Here is a 16,533-nt window from a genome sequence, read left to right on the forward strand (position 1 = left end):
CAATCGAGCAAGCGGCCTGAAAACTCGGCCCGCTAAATAAGCGCCCCGGCGGTCTCGCTCGAACGGAAGAGCTCATCGACCCGAACCACGGTATCGCTGCAGATGGCGAGACACCCGAAATCGACGCCCCATCTGCGAGGACACATCGCTATGCCGAATGGTCACGTAAGAGCGAAAATCGCCATGGCGCCCAGCGCGATCCTCCGTGAACTCAGAGCTGGCCCGACGAATTTGGACAATTGGATAAGTGGAGTTTCTGCCTGATCGCGGCCAAAGTGGCCGCAGCGCAGGAGAGACGATGAGCAAACGACCCCGCCGGAACCACGCACCGGCCTTCAAGGCGAAGGTGGCCTTGGCTGCGATCAAGGGCGAAAAGACGCTGGCCGAACTGGCCCAGCAATTTGATGTCCATCCAAACCAGATCACCCAATGGAAGGCGCAGCTGCTCGAAGGGGCGGCCGGCGTATTCGGATCAGAGATTCGCTCCGAATCCCCCGCGCCAACCGTCGATTTGAAATCCCTTCACGCCAAGATCGGCGAGCTGACGCTGGAGAATGATTTTTTGGAAGGCGCGCTCAGCAAGGCCGGCATGTTGAGCGCAAAGCGATGATCGACCGTTCTCACGCTCTGCCGATCGCCAAGCAGGCGAAGGCGCTCGGGATCAGCCGAGGCAGCGTCTATTATCTGCCTCGGCCTACGTCCGCGGCCGATCTCGCCATCATGCGCCGCATGGATGAATTGCATCTCGACTTTCCGTTTGCGGGCAGCCGGATGCTGCGCGATCTCCTGAATGCCGAAGGCGTCGAAGTCGGCCGCCGGCATGTCGCTACGCTGATGAAGCGCATGGGAATCGAAGCGATTTATCGCAAGCCGAACACGAGCAAGCCGGCGCCGGGGCATAAAATATATCCATATTTGCTGCGCAAGACGAAGGTCGTCCGGCCAGATCACGTCTGGGCCATGGACATAACCTACATCCCGATGGCGCGCGGCTTCGTCTATCTCGCCGCCGTCGTTGACTGGTTCAGCAGGCGCGTGCTTTCTCATCGCGTGTCGATCACGATGGAGGCCGACTTCTGCGTCGAAGCGCTGGAGGAGGCTTTAGCAAAACATGGTCAGCCGGAGATCTTGAACACGGACCAGGGTTCGCAATTCACCGGCGCGGCCTTCACGGACGTTCTCCTCAAAGCCGGCGTCGCCATCAGCATGGACGGCAAGGGCTCCTGGCGTGACAATGTCTTCGTCGAAAGGCTCTGGCGATCCGTCAAATACGAGGAGGCCTACCTCAAAGCTTACAAGACGGTGGTGGAAGCCCGCGCCTCAATAGCAAGCTACCTTCATTTTTATAATTCCAGGAGACCGCATTCCAGCCTTGACCGGCAGACGCCAGATCAGGCCTATTTCAACCGGCTGTCGCAGATCGCGGCAGCCTGACCCTGGCAGACGCTCTACTTATCATTTCCAGGAATCTGTTCAGACAACCGGAGCCAGCTCTCTCTCCCAGGCCACGATCCTGCCGATGCAAGCCCTCTCTGACGCCCGACATCGTCGCGCCGAAATGGTCCCTCTGTTTCTCGCAACAATCGAGAAATATCTTGCGCCGACCGCGAGCGCGCCGGAAGACCCAACCTTTTTCCTATACATCCTCTACCTTTTGGCCGAATGGCGCGAGAAGTCCGCCTATCGGCCCCTTGCTCACCTCCTGCGCAGCTCCGCATTCTTTCTGTTTTTCGACGAAACCTTCGAGCCTATCCTCCATCGCGCCATCGCGGCCGTCTTTGACGGCGATCCGGAGCCCTTGTACGAGGTCGCTCTTGATCCCGGCGTGAACCAATTCACAAGCGCCGCCGTCCTCGAGGCGATCGCCATGCTCGTTTGGTCCCGTGAGATCCAAACAGATTCCATCTCTGGCTTCCTCGCCCAAGCATTCGGAACCTTCGATCCGGAGGACGAATATTACCTCTTGGACGCGTGTGCGAGGCTGGTCGGCATGCTCGGACTCTTCAATTTGAAACTATTGGTCAGAAAAGCGATCGCGCAGGATCACCTCTCCGAATACAGCCTCGAAGAATTCGAGGAGGACCTCGCCTACGCCAAAGCCCATCCCGGTCAACCGCGGAACGACTATAACAACTATGCTCCTGTGACGGACGCTATTTCTGAAATCTCCGCATGGCCCTGCTATGCTGCTATTTCTTAAAAGGACGATTTCAACCCAGCTGCAGCCGCACCACCTCGAGCCCACGTAAAGACGATCGTCACCCTGCACGTTTGCCGTGAGCGGCCCGACGGTCTTTTGGAAGCCTCAGGGAGCGCCGAAGTTGATTGCGTTCGCGGTGGGAGCCTTTGCCGACCCAATATTCCCAGAGACGCCACAGCAAGTCTTTGAAAAGCATCGTCGCCCTTGGGTCTCAATTTCAATCTGAGACAAGATCACGGCTGACGGTCATTCTTGACGTCGCGGCCTATGCGCCCAACATTTTGACGTGCCCCAAACGCCGTTCTGGCGAGAGGTCGAAACGAAGGCGAGGCGACGTTTCAGCATGGCTCACAAACCCCCAAATTCTGCAGCCGCTCGCCTTGGCTTCCTCGCTGTGACGCTTTTCGTCGCGTCGCCGGCGACGCCCGCCGCCGCGCAAGCCCGCTCGTATTCGGGGTATCAGGCTTACCCCTACCCTTATTATGACCTCGCGCCGGCTTATCCTGACGCCTATTCGGCCGACCCTGGGCCGTCCCGCCGCCAGCGCCGCCACGGTAACCATCGGCCTACCGCGAGCCCGTCTACAATGCGCCCTGGGAGCAGGAATCGCCGGCCGATACCGACCGAGGACTTTCCGATCCGGCGGATCTGGAGCGCGGCGTCGACCAAAACCAGGCGACAGCCGCGGTGGTGCGAAACCCGACCCAGGAGCCTCCCGGAACGATCGTCGTCGACACCCGCTCCCGATATTTATATCTGATCCAACCCAACGGCTCCGCGATCCGTTACGGCATCGGCGTCGGACGCAGTGGGTTTGAACGGAAGGGCGTCGCCCATGTCGAGCGCAAGACCGAATGGCCGTCCTGGTTCCCACCGAAAGAGATGTTGGCGCGTAGGCCCGATCTGCCCGACCATATGGAGGGCGGCCTCGATAATCCCCTCGGCGCCCGCGCCCTCTATCTCTACCAAGGCGACAAGGACACGTTGTTCCGCATCCATGGAACCAATGAGCCGCAGACGATCGGCAAGGCCGTCTCTTCCGGCTGCATCCGCATGATGAACGCCGACGCGATCGATCTTTACAATCGCGTCGAGGTCGGGGCCCGAGTCGTCGTGCTCTGAGAAGCCGAGCAGATCCGTCGCTCAAAAGACTCCATGCGCGCGGCGTGATTTCGCATTCGCGCGGCGGCTGGTCATGAAGGACGGGTCAGCCCAAGGGAGCCCTCCCGTGACCACGAGATTGTGCCCCTGCCTTACTGCTGTTCTCGCCAGCATCGCGCCGGCGATGACCGCGCCGGCGTCGTCGAGCGACCACTTGTCGTTCCCGCATGCTTGCACGGTGGAGGCCAAGCTCTGCCCAGATGGCTCGGCCGTCAGCCGCACTGGGCCCAATTGCGATTTCGCCGCATGCCCGTCATCTCCGCACCCTACGACAGACCATATCCAGAAGCAGATTATTCGACGTCGCGCGTCTCTCGGCGCCCAACAGGCGCGAGGCCTCCATCCTCACTCCAAACGAGCCATCCATGGATTATGTCGACAGCATCCTTGAGCCTGGGGAAACCGTCCGCTACCGGACCAGCGTCAGCGGGACGATTTACATTCCCTCGATCTTGCTCGCGTTCTGCTCCTTGGCCGTTTTGATCGCCGGCGTAAATAATCGCGAGAGCATCGAAATCAGCTGGTTTTTTGCAATCATCTTCGCAATCGCCGCGATCGGCGCTTTCCTCCCCGCCTGGTTTCGTCGCTCGACGACCGAAATCGCCGTCACCGATCGCCGCATCGTCTTGAAGCGCGGTTTCATACGTCGGCACACGATCGAGTTGAACATGCAAAAGGTCGAAAGCGTCGACATTGATCAAACGCTCATCGGGCGCCTTTTCAACTTCGGCGACGTCACGATACGCGGCGTGGGAAGCAGTAATGAAACTCTCCGCATGATCCATGCACCCTTGAAGCTGCGGACAAAGGTCGATGTTGGTTGACCCCAATGCCACGATCGCAGGCGTGACCCAACGCGATTTGCGGCGGGTCTTTCGCCTGCTCCGCGGAGGGTTCACTTTTTCTGTCGCCTATCTGTGCGAACGATTAACAATTGACCGAGCGCGGGCCGACGCTTTGCTCTTGGAACTGATCCGAAGCGACTTTATCGAGTTGGCGGAGCCGCTCCATCATGACCCCGTGGACTTTTATCAACTAACGACCAAAGGCTCGGCGCTCGCAAATGCAAGCTTCGGCAAACGGTTCGGACAAGCCAAAGGAGAAGCGATCATCGCGGCGGTGATAGCGCGAGCCTGCGAAGTGAACGGCGACCCTGAAATGCCCTGGTTCATCGAAGAAATCGCAGCGTTCGGCAGCTGGTTATCTCAATCTGGGGATTATGGCGATATCGACTTAGCCGTAGGTCTAGCAAGACGATACGACACGAAAACCTCGATGCGCCTCAATGACGGACTTGCGGACAATTCCGGACGGTGGTTGAGTTTTATGGGTCGCTTGGTATTCGCAGAAAACGTGGTCTATCGCCGGCTCAAACGTGGGGATTGGCGGATCTCGATTCACCCACGACGCGAACCAACACACCTTGGCGTGCCCGAGACAGTCATATTTCAGAGCGCCGAGGTCGCGCGCGTAGACCCCCCAAGCGACGTCCAACAAAGCGCAATTGACCTAGATTCGGATCCTTCGAATCTCCCTGAGGAACTCGCTGGCGCCGATCCCACAAACTCTTTCACCCGATCCTCACCCGCAGGCCCTGGGCGTTCTGCCGTTTCGTCCGCATTGGCCTCGTCGCCGGAATCAGGCTTGAATGTCGCCTGCCGCGACCGCGGCAGGTCATCCAGCCGAAAATGACGATAACCTCGGGCGTCGCTCTTCGATCGGCAGATAAACCTCGATTCGCCTTCCGCCCGCTCTTACCCGCCGTCGTTTTTTCTGCTAGATTTCTCCCATGAGCGCGTTGCCCAAAATCCCGGTCCGGATGACCGTCGCGGAGTTCTTCGCCTGGAACCCGCCGTCGCCCCAGCTCTGGCAGTTGGTCGACGGCGAGCCGCAGGCAATGGCGCCCGCCAGCATCACCCATGGCGCCATCCAAAACGAACTTGGCCGGTTGATTGCCAACCACTTCGGCGAACGAATGAGCCCATGCCGCGTCATTACGACGCCCGGCGTGATCCCCCACGTTCAATCCGAGACAAATGTCCGCATCCCCGACCTTGCTGTGACCTGTTCCGGCTATGACGCTGAAGAGAGCGCTCTTGCCAACCCAGTCTTGCTGATCGAGATCCTCTCCCCGAGCAATCAAGCCGAGACCTGGGCCAATGTCTGGGCCTATGCGACCATCCCAAGCGTCCAGGAAATCCTCGTGCTCAAGACGGCCTCGATCGGCGCCGAGCTTCTCCGCCGCAATCAGGACGGAACCTGGCCGAGCAAGCCCCTGACGATCGAGACCGGCGAGCTGACCCTCGAGAGCATCAGCTTCAGCATGCCTCTCGCCGCCGCCTATCGGACGACGCGGCTGGCGGCGAAGACATAGCAAAAGCTCCGATCACAAAATTCCCCAAGCTCGATACCGCCCCCGCCCCGTGATCTCGCGGAGGCCGAGCTCGGCGACCATGTCTTGCGCCGCGCGCGGCGTTACGCCGAGTTCGGTCGCGATCATGCCGGCCGAGGCGATCGGCCGCGCGAGAATGAAATCGACCAAAGCGGGCAAGCGGGAGCTGGAACGTTTGCCTTTAAGCTTGTTCTCCAAGCTCCGTCGGGCGAGCTGCCAGCGGTCATGATCCTTCATGCCGGCCTCGGCCCCCATCGTAATCGCCTCCAGGAAGGCGTTGAGCCGCGTCAGCTGATCAGGGGACCGACGCTTCTCGCGCCGGATGTGGCGCAGCCCGGAATTCAGGCAAAGGAGATGCGCCCGCGTCTTCCGCCGCTCCCGAAGCAGCGCAGGAACCAGCAGATTGCCGAGCCAAACCTGACGCTCGAGCGGCGGATTGGTCTCCCAGGCGTCCCACAGCAGAGCCGCCGCCAGGAGGGGAGGATCGGATTGGGACGCCGCGGCGCCGCTCCGCCAGGCCTCCAGCTTCTCTCCATCCTCCCAATCCGGATCATAAATGAGCGGATCCCGCACGAGCCTCGCCACGGCTGGGCCTCCGGCGAGGAATTGGTTGCTGCTCTCGAGCGCGCGATCCAGCGCTGCGAGCTCCTCAGCGAGTGGGTCCGCGCCGGCATCGTCGGCTGAGCCCGGCGCTGCCTCGTCCCTGCAATCCGCCGCCTCATCCGCGCGCGTCGCGTCCGCGGACCCGCTATCGCCATCGCCGCGAAGAATGGCGAGGCCCTCTGCGCTCATGGCCCAATCCGGCGCGCCGCCGGCGATCCGCCGACGGGTCCGCAGCGCCGCCTGGGCGCGGGTCAATTCATGCGTCGGCGAACGGACGTCCATCCGCGCGTCGTGCAGGACGAGATCCTCGAGGGTCACGAGCTCGCCGGCGAGCCAAAGGCTGGCGCAGGCGTCCTGGAAATGGGTTCGGCTGATCCAGCCCTCAGCGATCGGGCTCGACCGCAGCCGCTCGTCGAGCCGGGCGAGCGCGTCTTCCGCGGTCGCGAGCGGACCTGATATTTTATCCCAAGGGATCGACATAGGATTAGTTTGCTCCCTCATCTGCCGCATCTGCTTTCCAGGGTTTCAGCCGATGCCCGTCCCGATGTCATTCGCCGCGCAGTTTTGCGGCGGCGTGGTCGCTGTTCAATCCCAAATTTCTATCTGACAAACCTTCATGTTCCTATGTGGTTGGGCCTTGTTGAATTGAATTCAGTCTGAGAAAAAACAGCGCCCGCTTTTGATTAAGCGCCTCACCTTGAAGTCCTTGCGCAAAACCGGCCGCTATTCTTGGCGACGCGGCCGCCGCGCCCAACATCTTAAAGCACACCATTGGTCTTCCGCGCGGTTGGCCGGATAAAGCTGGCTCCGTTTGTCTGAACAGATTCCTGGGAATGATAAGTGGAGCGTCTGCCGGGTTTAGGCTGCCGCGATCTGCGACAGCCGGTTGAAATAGGCCTGATCTGGCGTCTGCCGGTCAAGGCTGGAATGGGGACTCCTGGAATTATAAAAACGAAGGTAGCTTGCTATTGAGGCGCGGGCTTCCACCACCGTCTTGTAAGCTTTGAGGTAGACCTCCTCGTATTTGACGGATCGCCAGAGCCTTTCGACGAAGGCATTGTCACGCCAGGAACCCTTGCCGTCCATGCTGATGGCGACGCCGGCTTTGAGGAGAACGTCCGTGCTCTAACGGCGCAGACTTAAGGCTTTCTCAATACGACATCCGGACACCGCATGCTTTCGCGTTCGCGCGGCCATCGATCAAGAAGGACAGGACAAAGCAACAGAGGCCAACCGTGACCGAGATTTTGCGCCCGCCTTACTGCTGTTCTTACCCGTTTTCTCGACGACGACAACCGCGTCGGCGTCCGCGAATGACTTACCGCGCTCGAAACACGCGTGCACGATGGACGCCAAGTTAATCCCCCGGGGGGGGGGGGCCGTCAGCCGCACCGGACCGAATTGCGAATTCGCCCCGCGCCCTTACTCTCCAACCTTTACGACAAGCGATATAGCGGGGCGAATTGTCCTTTATCCTGTCATTTCGAGGCGAAGGTTCCGTGAAACTGGAACGGAAAAGTTCATACAAAAAAGTGCAATGTTTTTCCCGCGTGAGCCGGGAACGTCCGCCGTGCCACCGGAGTTCAGCGGAAGGTTCGTCTTTTTCTGTACGCTTGAGACCGGCTTAAACCCTGGGGCGGTATGGGATCGGGGACTTTGGTGAGGCTGGAAACGAGGGGAAGCGTCGCTCAACGCTAAGCGATCGAAACGCCCGCGTTACCGTGATATGGCAGCGGAACACATGTTTTAGACGGTCTCTCTTCTCCACGAAGGGGCGCGAGCATAGACGATCGATGACCCTGCTGCGAAACGCGCTACATGCTGCTATAGTTGGAAGCCTCGCCCTCGGACGCGCCTTCGCCATCGCGCAGAGCTCAAGTCCGGCAACTGCCGCCCAAGCAATTAAACCTTGAATAGGCCTATGCTTAACCTCGATCCTGTGATCCTGAGTCTCGCTGTCGCTATTGGGATAGGGCTCATGATCGGCGCGGAGCGCGAACGCAGGAAAGAAGAAAGGCCCGTGCCCGCTTCCGCGGGCCTTCGCACGTTTGCGCTCGCATCGTTGAGCGGGGCGCTCTGCGCCATCATTGGCGCCGAACTTTTGCTTGCAGTCACAGTTGGGGGAGTTTTCGCCCTGACCGGCTTCGCCTATTGGCGCGGACATGAGGAAGATCCTGGTCTCACAACGGAAATTGGTCTTGTTGTGACTGTGCTCCTCGGGGGGCTCGCAATGACCCGCCCGGGGCTTGCAGCCGGCGTCGCCGTCGCCGTTGTGATCATGCTCGCGGCCCGATCGCCGCTCCACCGCTTTGTCGGCTCCGTCCTCAGCGTAGATGAGGTCAGGGACGCGTTAATTTTCGCGGCCGCGACGCTGATCGTGTTGCCGCTCCTGCCGGACCGGCAAATGGGGCCCTTTGCTGCCGTCAATCCCCACGCGATCTGGATCGTTGTGATCCTTGTCATGGCGATCGGAGCTTTTGGCCACATTGCCGTTCGTTTTCTTGGACCGCGTTTCGGCGTTCCGATCGCGGGTCTCGCATCGGGGTTCGTTTCAAGCAGTGCGACAATTGCCGCCATGGGGGCGCGGGCCGCCAAAACGTCCGGCCTTTTATCGCCTGCGGCGGCGGGCGCTATCCTGTCAACGGTCGCGACCGTCGTCCAGATGGCGTTGCTTCTCGCTGCAACCAATCTGGCAACCTTGCAGGCGCTCGTCACACCGCTCGCTTGCGCGGGCGCAGCCGCCGTCTCCTATAGCCTTTTCTTTGCTGTGCGCACCTTTCGGGGCGATTCCGATAATGTTAGCGAGCGTGGTCAAGCGTTCAGCCTGTGGACCGCATTCGGCTTTGCCGCCATGCTTGGCGGGATCTTGCTTGCCTCACGGGCGATGGACGAATGGTTCGGCGAGGCTGGCGTCATCGCGACGACGGCCGTCGCCGGTTTCGCCGACACCCATTCCGCCGCGATTTCGGTCGCCACATTGGTCGGTGACGGGAAAATGACGGCTTCAGACGCGGCGCTTCCCATTTTGATCGCGTTCTCGACGAACACGATCACAAAGCTTGTCGTCAGCGTAGTCGCCGGCGGAACGGCATTCGCCCTTCGCGTCATTCCAGGGTTGCTCCTGGTGATCCTCGCGGCATGGGCAGGGTGGTTACTGCGATTTGTCTGAGCCCGGCGCTCCGTAGGGCCATCATCCAGCGCTTCGTGCCTCAGTCTTCGGGACCGTCGTCTCGGCCTGTCGAATTGCGTCGATGGGCGTTGCCGGGTCCGCCGCTCTATACGACGATGGAAAGCTATTGTTGTCGGAGATAATGACTGACGTTTCAGTGAGGAATATGGCCAAGACGATTGAGAGAGATCAATGCTCGATGCATAGCAATAGCAATATTTATGTTGTTAGAACAAAGCTAACGCCTTGACCATCTTTGTTCGAACAGTTTGTATAGCAAGGCGACGCCATTGCGCGGTTCGGTGTTTCGGTGCAGGCCCTTGCCAACGGAGATGGGATCATGCCGCTCGGAACCGTACTCATCGTACTCATCATTTTTTTCTTGAACTGGGGGCTTCAGTGGCGGCTACGGCCGCAGCAGCATCGGTCGGATTGGGGCCATCCTGATCGTCGGTGTCATTTTTTGCTGCTGGAGCGGATTCGATGTGACAGAAGGGATGTCGGATGAGTCGTCGTCATCTGCATCCGGAGAATCACCTCGTCGAGCGCATCGGGTGGTTGAGAGCAGCGGTGCTCGGGGCCAACGATGGGATTATCTCGACCGCAAGCTTGATCGTCGGGGTTGCCGCAGCGGCCGCGACGCGGAACGATGTCTTGATCGCGGGCGTCGCGGGACTGGTGGCTGGCGCCATGTCGATGGCCACTGGCGAGTACGTCTCCGTCAGCTCGCAATCCGACACCGAATGGGCGGATCTCGCGCGCGAGCGTGGGGAGTTGGGTGAGAATGCGCAGTTTGAGCTTGACGAGCTTGCCGAGATCTACGTCAAGCGTGGTGTCGATCAGGTACTCGCGCGGCAGGTTGCCCAGCAGCTGATGGCGAAAGATGCCGTGACAGCCCATGCGCGCGATGAGCTTGGGATTTCGGAAATCACCACTGCGCGTCCTGTGCAAGCCGCATTGACATCGGCGGCAATGTTTTCTGTGGGCGCCGCCATGCCCTTGCTTATGGTTGTAGTGTCGCCCGTTAGTGCGCTAGTCCTCACAGTGTCCGCTGCGTCATTGGGTTTTCTCGCTCTTCTGGGCGCCATCGGGGCGAAAGCAGGCGGCTCCAACGTTCTGCGCGCCATGGCCCGAGTGACATTCTGGGGCGCGTTGGCGATGGCTTTAACCGCCGGTATCGGGAAAGTGTTCGGTACAATTGTCTGACGATTTGGGCCACCGAAGAAGAGGAAAATATGGCCCGTTAACGGCCAATGCTCCACGCATACCCGTCCTACCCTCCCAATTCTTGGTCCGGTCATCAAATGGGCGGTTGCCCATAAGATAAACCAAAATAAAATAGGATCAGTGTGTAAGGCTCTGGGCGATTGTCTCGGTTTCCTGGCGGCCGCGCTTCGGAGTTTCGCCTTCACTGCTTGTAGGGCACAGTATCGCCACCTCTCTCTAACCGCCGCCTGCCCACAAGTGCGTGGAAATCGATTAAGGTTTGCCCAAGGCGACGACGCCGGCCTCGTGCCTGGCTCTGAGCCTTGCCAAAATGGCATGTCGCACCAATCTGAGAGTCGAATTTCCGTTCATTCGACGAATGTCTGGAAAAAGCTGCTTGTCGCGGCGCGGTTCGGAGTTCCAATATGAGAAAGCCAGGGCGATGAGCAATGTCTACTACCGCTTTGTGGCTCTCGCCTTGAACCAAGTCCATACGAAAATGCCGGCCAATCTGGGCGTAATCCTGATCGGCAACCCTGGCGTTCCGAGGTACGGCTCAGAATTATCGTCCGCCATGTCGCTCTTTATTCGTCACTCCCGCGTCGCAGTCCTCTTGGCTGCATCGGTCATCGCGTTTCCGGCGGTTGCGCGGGAAAAATCGCGTGATTTGGCGGCCTTTTTCGGCGGTCATCTGACGGCCACGGGAAAATTTCAGAATTATCAGGACGGTTCAACGCGCGGCGTGCGGGTTGACATTTACGGAGCGTTTGACGGAGCCGCATTCAAAGTCGTCGAGGACACGGCATACTCCGATGGAGAGAGGCGTCATTGGGTCTGGAGGTTCACCAAAGTGGCCGAGGGACGGTACGTCGGCCAGCGCGCCGACCTGATCGGCCAGGCGAAGGTTGAGGCGTATGGCAATAGGATCATGATCGACTATCGCGCGCGTGTCCCGACGAAGGCTGGCAAGACTCATGACCTGAATTTCAAGGAAACCTTCGTGTTCACACGGTCCGGGACGGCTGATTACCGGCTGCGTGTGTCGCTTATGTCCATTCCGGTCGGGGAAGCGAAATTGACCGTTCGAAAACGGCCCCGCTAATGCGGGCCAGTTTAGTGGGCGAATCCGACGCCGCTCTTGCTTGCATATCGCGAAGTCAATAGCGTTGAGGCGCTCCGATGGCTGTCCGGCGATAGACTTCGAGGGCTTGAGCGACGGAAACGGAAACCCATTGCCGCACCTGAACATAATGAACTTGCAAGAACAAGAAATGCCGAGACCGGGAGCGATGAGTCGACACGAAGGGTGGAACCGTTCAGCTCAGATTCAGCTCGGTGCGTGTAGATATCTCTCTCGTAACCGGTCATTGCGACCATAATGGAAATGCACAACCGCGCCAACATTAATCTTGCGGTTGGTGCGCTCGCGATATTCGTGGACCAGCCCGGCTTGACGAGGCCGCCCATAAGTAAGGGCGCTCGCAAGGACATCGAAGGCGCGATAATGGGGGACCAAATGTTCCGTGAAAATAGCAAGGGGACGACTCAGGCTCTCGGGGACAAAGGCCGATGCTGGCCGGATTGCAGCGCAACGCCGGTCGGTCAAAAAGATCGATCTCGGCCAGAGTTCAGACTCCACGCCGCCGTCGCCGCGTTTGCGACAGCGACGCTTCTCACAACAGGATCAGCCGCCGTCGGAGCGACCCTCTTGCTCAAGGCCGAACTCACCGGCGCCGGCGAGGTTCCGCCAGTCAGAAGCAGAGGAATCGGGTTGTTGAAGGCGATCCTGGATACCGAGACCAAAACACTGACTTGGACGGTTTCGCATTCGGGTTTGAGTGGGATTCCGATCTCGGCGCATTTCCAGGGACCGGTTTCCTATACCGGCGTGACTTTGGAGCAGAATGCCTCAATCCAGATCGATGTAACGGCCAATCTGACGAGCGGGTTCAAAGGATCCACAACCATTACCGACGCCCATATCAAGGACCTTCGCGACGGGCGTTGGTATTTTAACATCCATACGCGAGGCAAACCGAACGGCGAAATCCGAGGACCCATTGTTCGGTCCAACTGATTTCGCGCCTTAGTCAGACTTTGGCCAAAATTGAACGTAGTTGATCGCGTGCGTGATGCTTAACATTCGATCGGTGGTTGGCAAATGGGCAGCGCTTCATGCTCAAGTGTCCCAGCGCCATTATGAGCGCAATATCTGAGTGCAATCAATTGGCTATCGGTCAATCATGATGTTGACCATCCCGCCAAGCAAGTTCGCGCCCAAGCTTTGGTTGGGTCCCTGGCGCGGTTGGCCTGTCGACCAGGTGGGGTATGGCGAAAATCACATGCCCCAGCGGCGGACGAACCAGCTTTTGACCAGATGCGTCAGAGTCGCGTAGCTCAAGAGAAAGCTTGCGACGATGGGCCAATAGAGCGGCGGCAAAGGCGTGAACTTCAAGGCGTCTCCTACCGGCGTAAAGGGCAACGCAACGGCGATCCCACAGATTATGACGGTGGTTATAATCAGGGCGGCGCTGGCGCGACTTTCCAGAAAGGGGATCTTGGCGGTGCGGATAATGTGGATGATGAGCGTCTGGGTCAGTAAGGACTCGACGAACCAGCCGGTCTGGAACAGTGTCGGATTGGTCCAGCAATTGAACACATAGAGCATCGTGAAGAAGGTCGCATAGTCGAAGATCGAGCTGATTGGCCCGATGAAAACCATGAACTTGAAGATATTCCCGATGTCCCATTTGCGCGGGATCTCGAGATAGTCTGCGTCGACATTGTCCGTGGGAATCGCCGTTTGCGAAAAGTCATAGAGCATGTTGTTGGTGAGCACCTGGATCGGCAGCATCGGCAGGAAGGGCAGAAAGATGCTGGCGCCGAGCACGCTGAACATGGTGCCGAAGTTCGAGCTCGCGCCCATTTTGATGTACTTGATGATATTACCAAAAACCTTCCTCCCTTCGATGACGCCTTCCTGAAGCACCAACAGGCTTTTTTCGAGCAGGATGATGTCCGCCGATTCCTTGGCGATTTCGACCGCCGCGTCCACGGACACGCCAACGTCGGCGACCTTGAGCGCGGGGCTGTCGTTGATGCCGTCGCCGAGGAAGCCGACGACATGGCCCTTCGATTGAAGCGCGCCAATGACGCGCGCTTTCTGGGCCGGGGAGACCTTCGCGAAGACCGCAACCGATGCGGCGAGATCCGCCAATGCGGCGTCGCTCATCTTTTCGATTTCCGGGCCTAGCGCGATGCGGTCCACCTCGAGGCCAACCTCGCGGCAGATCTTGCGGGTGATAATCTCATTGTCCCCGGTGAGAATCTTGACCGCGACGCCCGATTGATTGAGCGCGGCGATGGCCGCGCCGGTGCTTTCCTTCGGCGGGTCGAGGAAGGCGATGTAGCCGAGCAGCGTCAAACCGGTCTCGTCATTGACCGAATAGCTTTGCTTGGGATTGATGATTTCCTTGTAGGCGACTGCGACGACGCGGAAGCCATCCTCATTGAGCGCCCGGGTCTTCGTCTGCGCCTGGGCGAGATGGTTCGCGTCCAAAGCTCCCAACTTATTGTCCAGTTCGTAATGCTTACAGGCTGAAAAGACTTCCTCGACCGCGCCCTTGCATATGAGGACATGCGCGCCCTTCTCTGGCGACCGAACGCCAGAGAGACGTCTGAGCAATCGCGCCATCCAGCGCCGCTCAAAGATCGCGCCGCCGCCTTCGCGCGCCAGTACGACGGAAAGCCGCCTGCGGACAAAGTCGAAGGGAATTTCGTCGACAATTCCGTATCGATGCCGCAAATGAAGGTTCTCGCCAAGTTCGACATGCTGCAGGACCGCGACGTCGAGCAGGTTCTTCAAGCCGGACTGATAATAGCTGTTCAAATAGGCGTATTCCAGGACCCGCTCGCTATCCTCCCCGCGAATGTCGAGATGCTGCTTGAGGGCGATGCGGTCTTGGGTCAGCGTGCCGGTTTTGTCAGTGCATAAAACATCCATAGCTCCGAAATTTTGGATGGCGTTTAGGCGCTTTACGATCACGCGTTTTTTCGACATAGCGATCGCGCCTTTGGCGAGATTGACCGTGACGATCATCGGCAGCAGCTCGGGCGTCAAACCCACTGCGACGGCGACCCCGAACAAGAGCGCCTCGAGCCAATCGCCTTTGGTAAAGCCATTGATCAAGAACACCGCCGGAACCATCACCAGCATGAAGCGGATCATCAGCCAGGTGAAGCGGTTGACGCCCTTGTCGAAGCTTGTCAGCTCGCGCCGCCCGGCGATCCGATCGGCGAGCTGGCCGAAACAGGTTTTCGGTCCCGTATGCACGATCACGCCGGCTCCAAATCCGCTGGCCACGCTGCCCCCCATGAAGCAGAGATTCGGCGCGTCGAAGGGATCGGCGATGCTTCCATCCGAGGCCTCCGGCGATTTCTCGGAAGGCATGGCTTCGCCGGTCAAGGCCGACTGATTGATGAACAGATCCTTGGCGGTGAGGAGCCGCAGATCGGCCGGAATCATGTCGCCCGCCGAAAGGCGCACGATATCGCCGGGCACGAGCTGCTCCATCGGGAGGTCGGAGAATCCGTTGGAGCGGTCTTCGCCGGCGCCTTGGCCGCCGTTTCGTCGCTTGACGCTTGCGACCGTCTTCACCATGGCGCGGAGCTTGGCGGCAGCGTCATTGGAGCGATGCTCCTGGATGAACGCGGTGACGACGGCGAGAAGGACTATGACCGAAATGACGACCGCCGCGCGAATATCGCCGAGGAAATAAGAGATGCCGGCGAGACTGAGCAGCAGCGCATTCAGGGGATTCTTGGCGCGACCCCACAACTCCCGCAGGATACTCGGGCGGCCTTCCTGGGCGATCAGATTGGGCCCCAGCCGCGACAGCCGATCGTCCGCCTCGGCGGGTTCGAGCCCCTCGGGCGAGGCCCGAAGCAGCAGCCAAATCTCGGCTTCCGTCGCCCGGCTAACCGCGAGAATCTCGTTCGACAGGGCGATGTTGGTGTCGAACGTCCCGAGATGGTGTTTGGACGACGCTTGAAAAACGTTCAGACGATCAAGGAAAGTCGGGCCATTCATGCGCGCTGCCTTTTCGATGTGATTCTGGACCGCCCAGCAGAAGGGGAGGCATATTGCTGCAAACGCGGCGCTGGAGGAAGCGAACCTAAATGACGAGCACTGATGAGCCCTTCAAGGGCCGCATCCTGAGTCAGTCGAAAGATAGACCATGAGATCGTCATCCTCTGTGTGCATTGGCGTGTCTGGTTCGAGCACATTCTTCGGAATCTCGTGCAAATGATAGCCGAGCGCGGAACAAGCGTGCCCGCGCGACGATCGGGCGCCGGACAAGGCGCTACGTTCCGGAATCCGAATAGCGGTGGAACTGCTCCACATGCCCAGCCAGCATTTCCTGGTGCGTCGATGATGCCCGAGTGAAGCGGAACGGTTGCTGGACTCTAGCGGCGCGCTTGTCAAACCATCTACCGCGGTGTCGATCGCGACGGCGACACAGTTGATTTCTTGTTGTGCGTCTGGCGGGACGTCGCAGCGCCAAACGCCTTCTTTCGATGAGGTTCAAGAGCCAGGGCGGCTGTCACATACGCTCAGGCTGGATGGCTGCCAGGCTTCACTTCGGGCGGCCCGTGACGTCCTCAGAGAACACCGGCGCAGCAAGCCTACTCGAATTTGGTCCTCGAACTATTTTACGATTCAATGGAACAGGAATACCGATCCATAAAATTTCGTTTGGGTCCGGCGCCTGGGGTGACGCGTCTTTAGCGCGCAGCGATTAC

At 59.3% G+C, this 16,533-nt stretch carries 12 protein-coding genes and 1 pseudogene; 10 read left to right on the forward strand and 3 right to left on the reverse strand.

The annotated features are described in order from the left end of the window. Positions 1-298 precede the first annotated feature (298 nt). The 6 genes from RZS28_RS18925 to RZS28_RS18950 all read left to right on the forward strand — a co-directional run bounded on the left by RZS28_RS18925 (position 299) and on the right by RZS28_RS18950 (position 5,735). Positions 299-1,434, forward strand: a protein-coding gene (locus RZS28_RS18925; RefSeq protein ID WP_318655230.1) for an IS3 family transposase whose coding sequence is annotated in 2 segments (ribosomal slippage) — positions 299-566 and positions 566-1,434 — 1,137 coding nt in all. Because the reading frame shifts where the segments join, the coding sequence is not laid out codon by codon here. A gap of 85 nt (positions 1,435-1,519) precedes the next feature. After that, the gene (locus RZS28_RS18930) at positions 1,520-2,200 is read left to right on the forward strand and encodes a DUF1186 domain-containing protein (RefSeq protein WP_318655231.1); all 681 of its coding nucleotides are present in this window, start codon (positions 1,520-1,522) and stop codon (positions 2,198-2,200) included. A gap of 687 nt (positions 2,201-2,887) precedes the next feature. Then, entirely contained in the window at positions 2,888-3,322 is a 435-nt protein-coding gene (locus RZS28_RS18935) for a L,D-transpeptidase (RefSeq protein ID WP_407341218.1), read from the forward strand. Between the two features lie 404 nt (positions 3,323-3,726). Continuing rightward, entirely contained in the window at positions 3,727-4,185 is a 459-nt protein-coding gene (locus RZS28_RS18940) for a PH domain-containing protein (protein WP_318655232.1), read from the forward strand. Continuing rightward, positions 4,175-5,053 (forward strand): hypothetical protein, encoded by an 879-nt coding sequence (locus RZS28_RS18945; protein WP_318655233.1) that lies wholly within the window; start codon positions 4,175-4,177, stop codon positions 5,051-5,053. Before RZS28_RS18940 ends, RZS28_RS18945 begins: the two co-directional genes overlap by 11 nt. 97 nt (positions 5,054-5,150) lie before the next feature. Then, entirely contained in the window at positions 5,151-5,735 is a 585-nt protein-coding gene (locus RZS28_RS18950; RefSeq protein WP_318655234.1) for a Uma2 family endonuclease, read from the forward strand. A 12-nt stretch (positions 5,736-5,747) separates the two neighbouring features. Here the strand turns inward: RZS28_RS18950 and RZS28_RS18955 are convergent, their stop codons facing one another. Together RZS28_RS18955 and RZS28_RS18960 are read right to left on the reverse strand one after the other, a co-directional pair. Beyond that, positions 5,748-6,866 (reverse strand): RHE_PE00001 family protein, encoded by a 1,119-nt coding sequence (locus RZS28_RS18955; RefSeq protein WP_407341219.1) that lies wholly within the window; start codon positions 6,864-6,866, stop codon positions 5,748-5,750. Positions 6,867-7,214: 348 nt separating this feature from the next. Next, positions 7,215-7,478, reverse strand: a pseudogene (locus tag RZS28_RS18960) (integrase core domain-containing protein); the annotation flags it as partial. A 799-nt stretch (positions 7,479-8,277) separates the two neighbouring features. Here RZS28_RS18960 and RZS28_RS18965 point away from each other — a divergent pair. The 4 genes from RZS28_RS18965 to RZS28_RS18980 all read left to right on the forward strand — a co-directional run bounded on the left by RZS28_RS18965 (position 8,278) and on the right by RZS28_RS18980 (position 12,808). After that, complete coding sequence (locus RZS28_RS18965) at positions 8,278-9,525, forward strand: MgtC/SapB family protein (protein WP_407341220.1); 1,248 nt, start codon at positions 8,278-8,280, stop codon at positions 9,523-9,525. Between the two features lie 504 nt (positions 9,526-10,029). Further along, the gene (locus RZS28_RS18970) at positions 10,030-10,731 is read left to right on the forward strand and encodes a VIT family protein (RefSeq protein ID WP_318655237.1); all 702 of its coding nucleotides are present in this window, start codon (positions 10,030-10,032) and stop codon (positions 10,729-10,731) included. Between the two features lie 397 nt (positions 10,732-11,128). Further along, entirely contained in the window at positions 11,129-11,833 is a 705-nt protein-coding gene (locus RZS28_RS18975) for a DUF3833 family protein (protein ID WP_407341221.1), read from the forward strand. A gap of 606 nt (positions 11,834-12,439) precedes the next feature. Beyond that, positions 12,440-12,808: a CHRD domain-containing protein gene (locus tag RZS28_RS18980; protein WP_407341222.1), complete on the forward strand. Its 369-nt coding sequence runs from the start codon at positions 12,440-12,442 to the stop codon at positions 12,806-12,808. 261 nt (positions 12,809-13,069) lie between these two features. Here RZS28_RS18980 and RZS28_RS18985 read toward each other — a convergent pair whose 3' ends face one another. Then, positions 13,070-15,820, reverse strand: coding sequence for an HAD-IC family P-type ATPase (locus tag RZS28_RS18985; RefSeq protein ID WP_318655240.1), 2,751 nt, complete (start codon positions 15,818-15,820; stop codon positions 13,070-13,072). Between the last annotated feature and the right edge of the window lie 713 nt (positions 15,821-16,533).

The organism is Methylocapsa polymorpha (genome assembly GCF_045689225.1).
Taxonomy (GTDB): Bacteria; Pseudomonadota; Alphaproteobacteria; order Rhizobiales; family Beijerinckiaceae; genus Methylocapsa; species Methylocapsa polymorpha.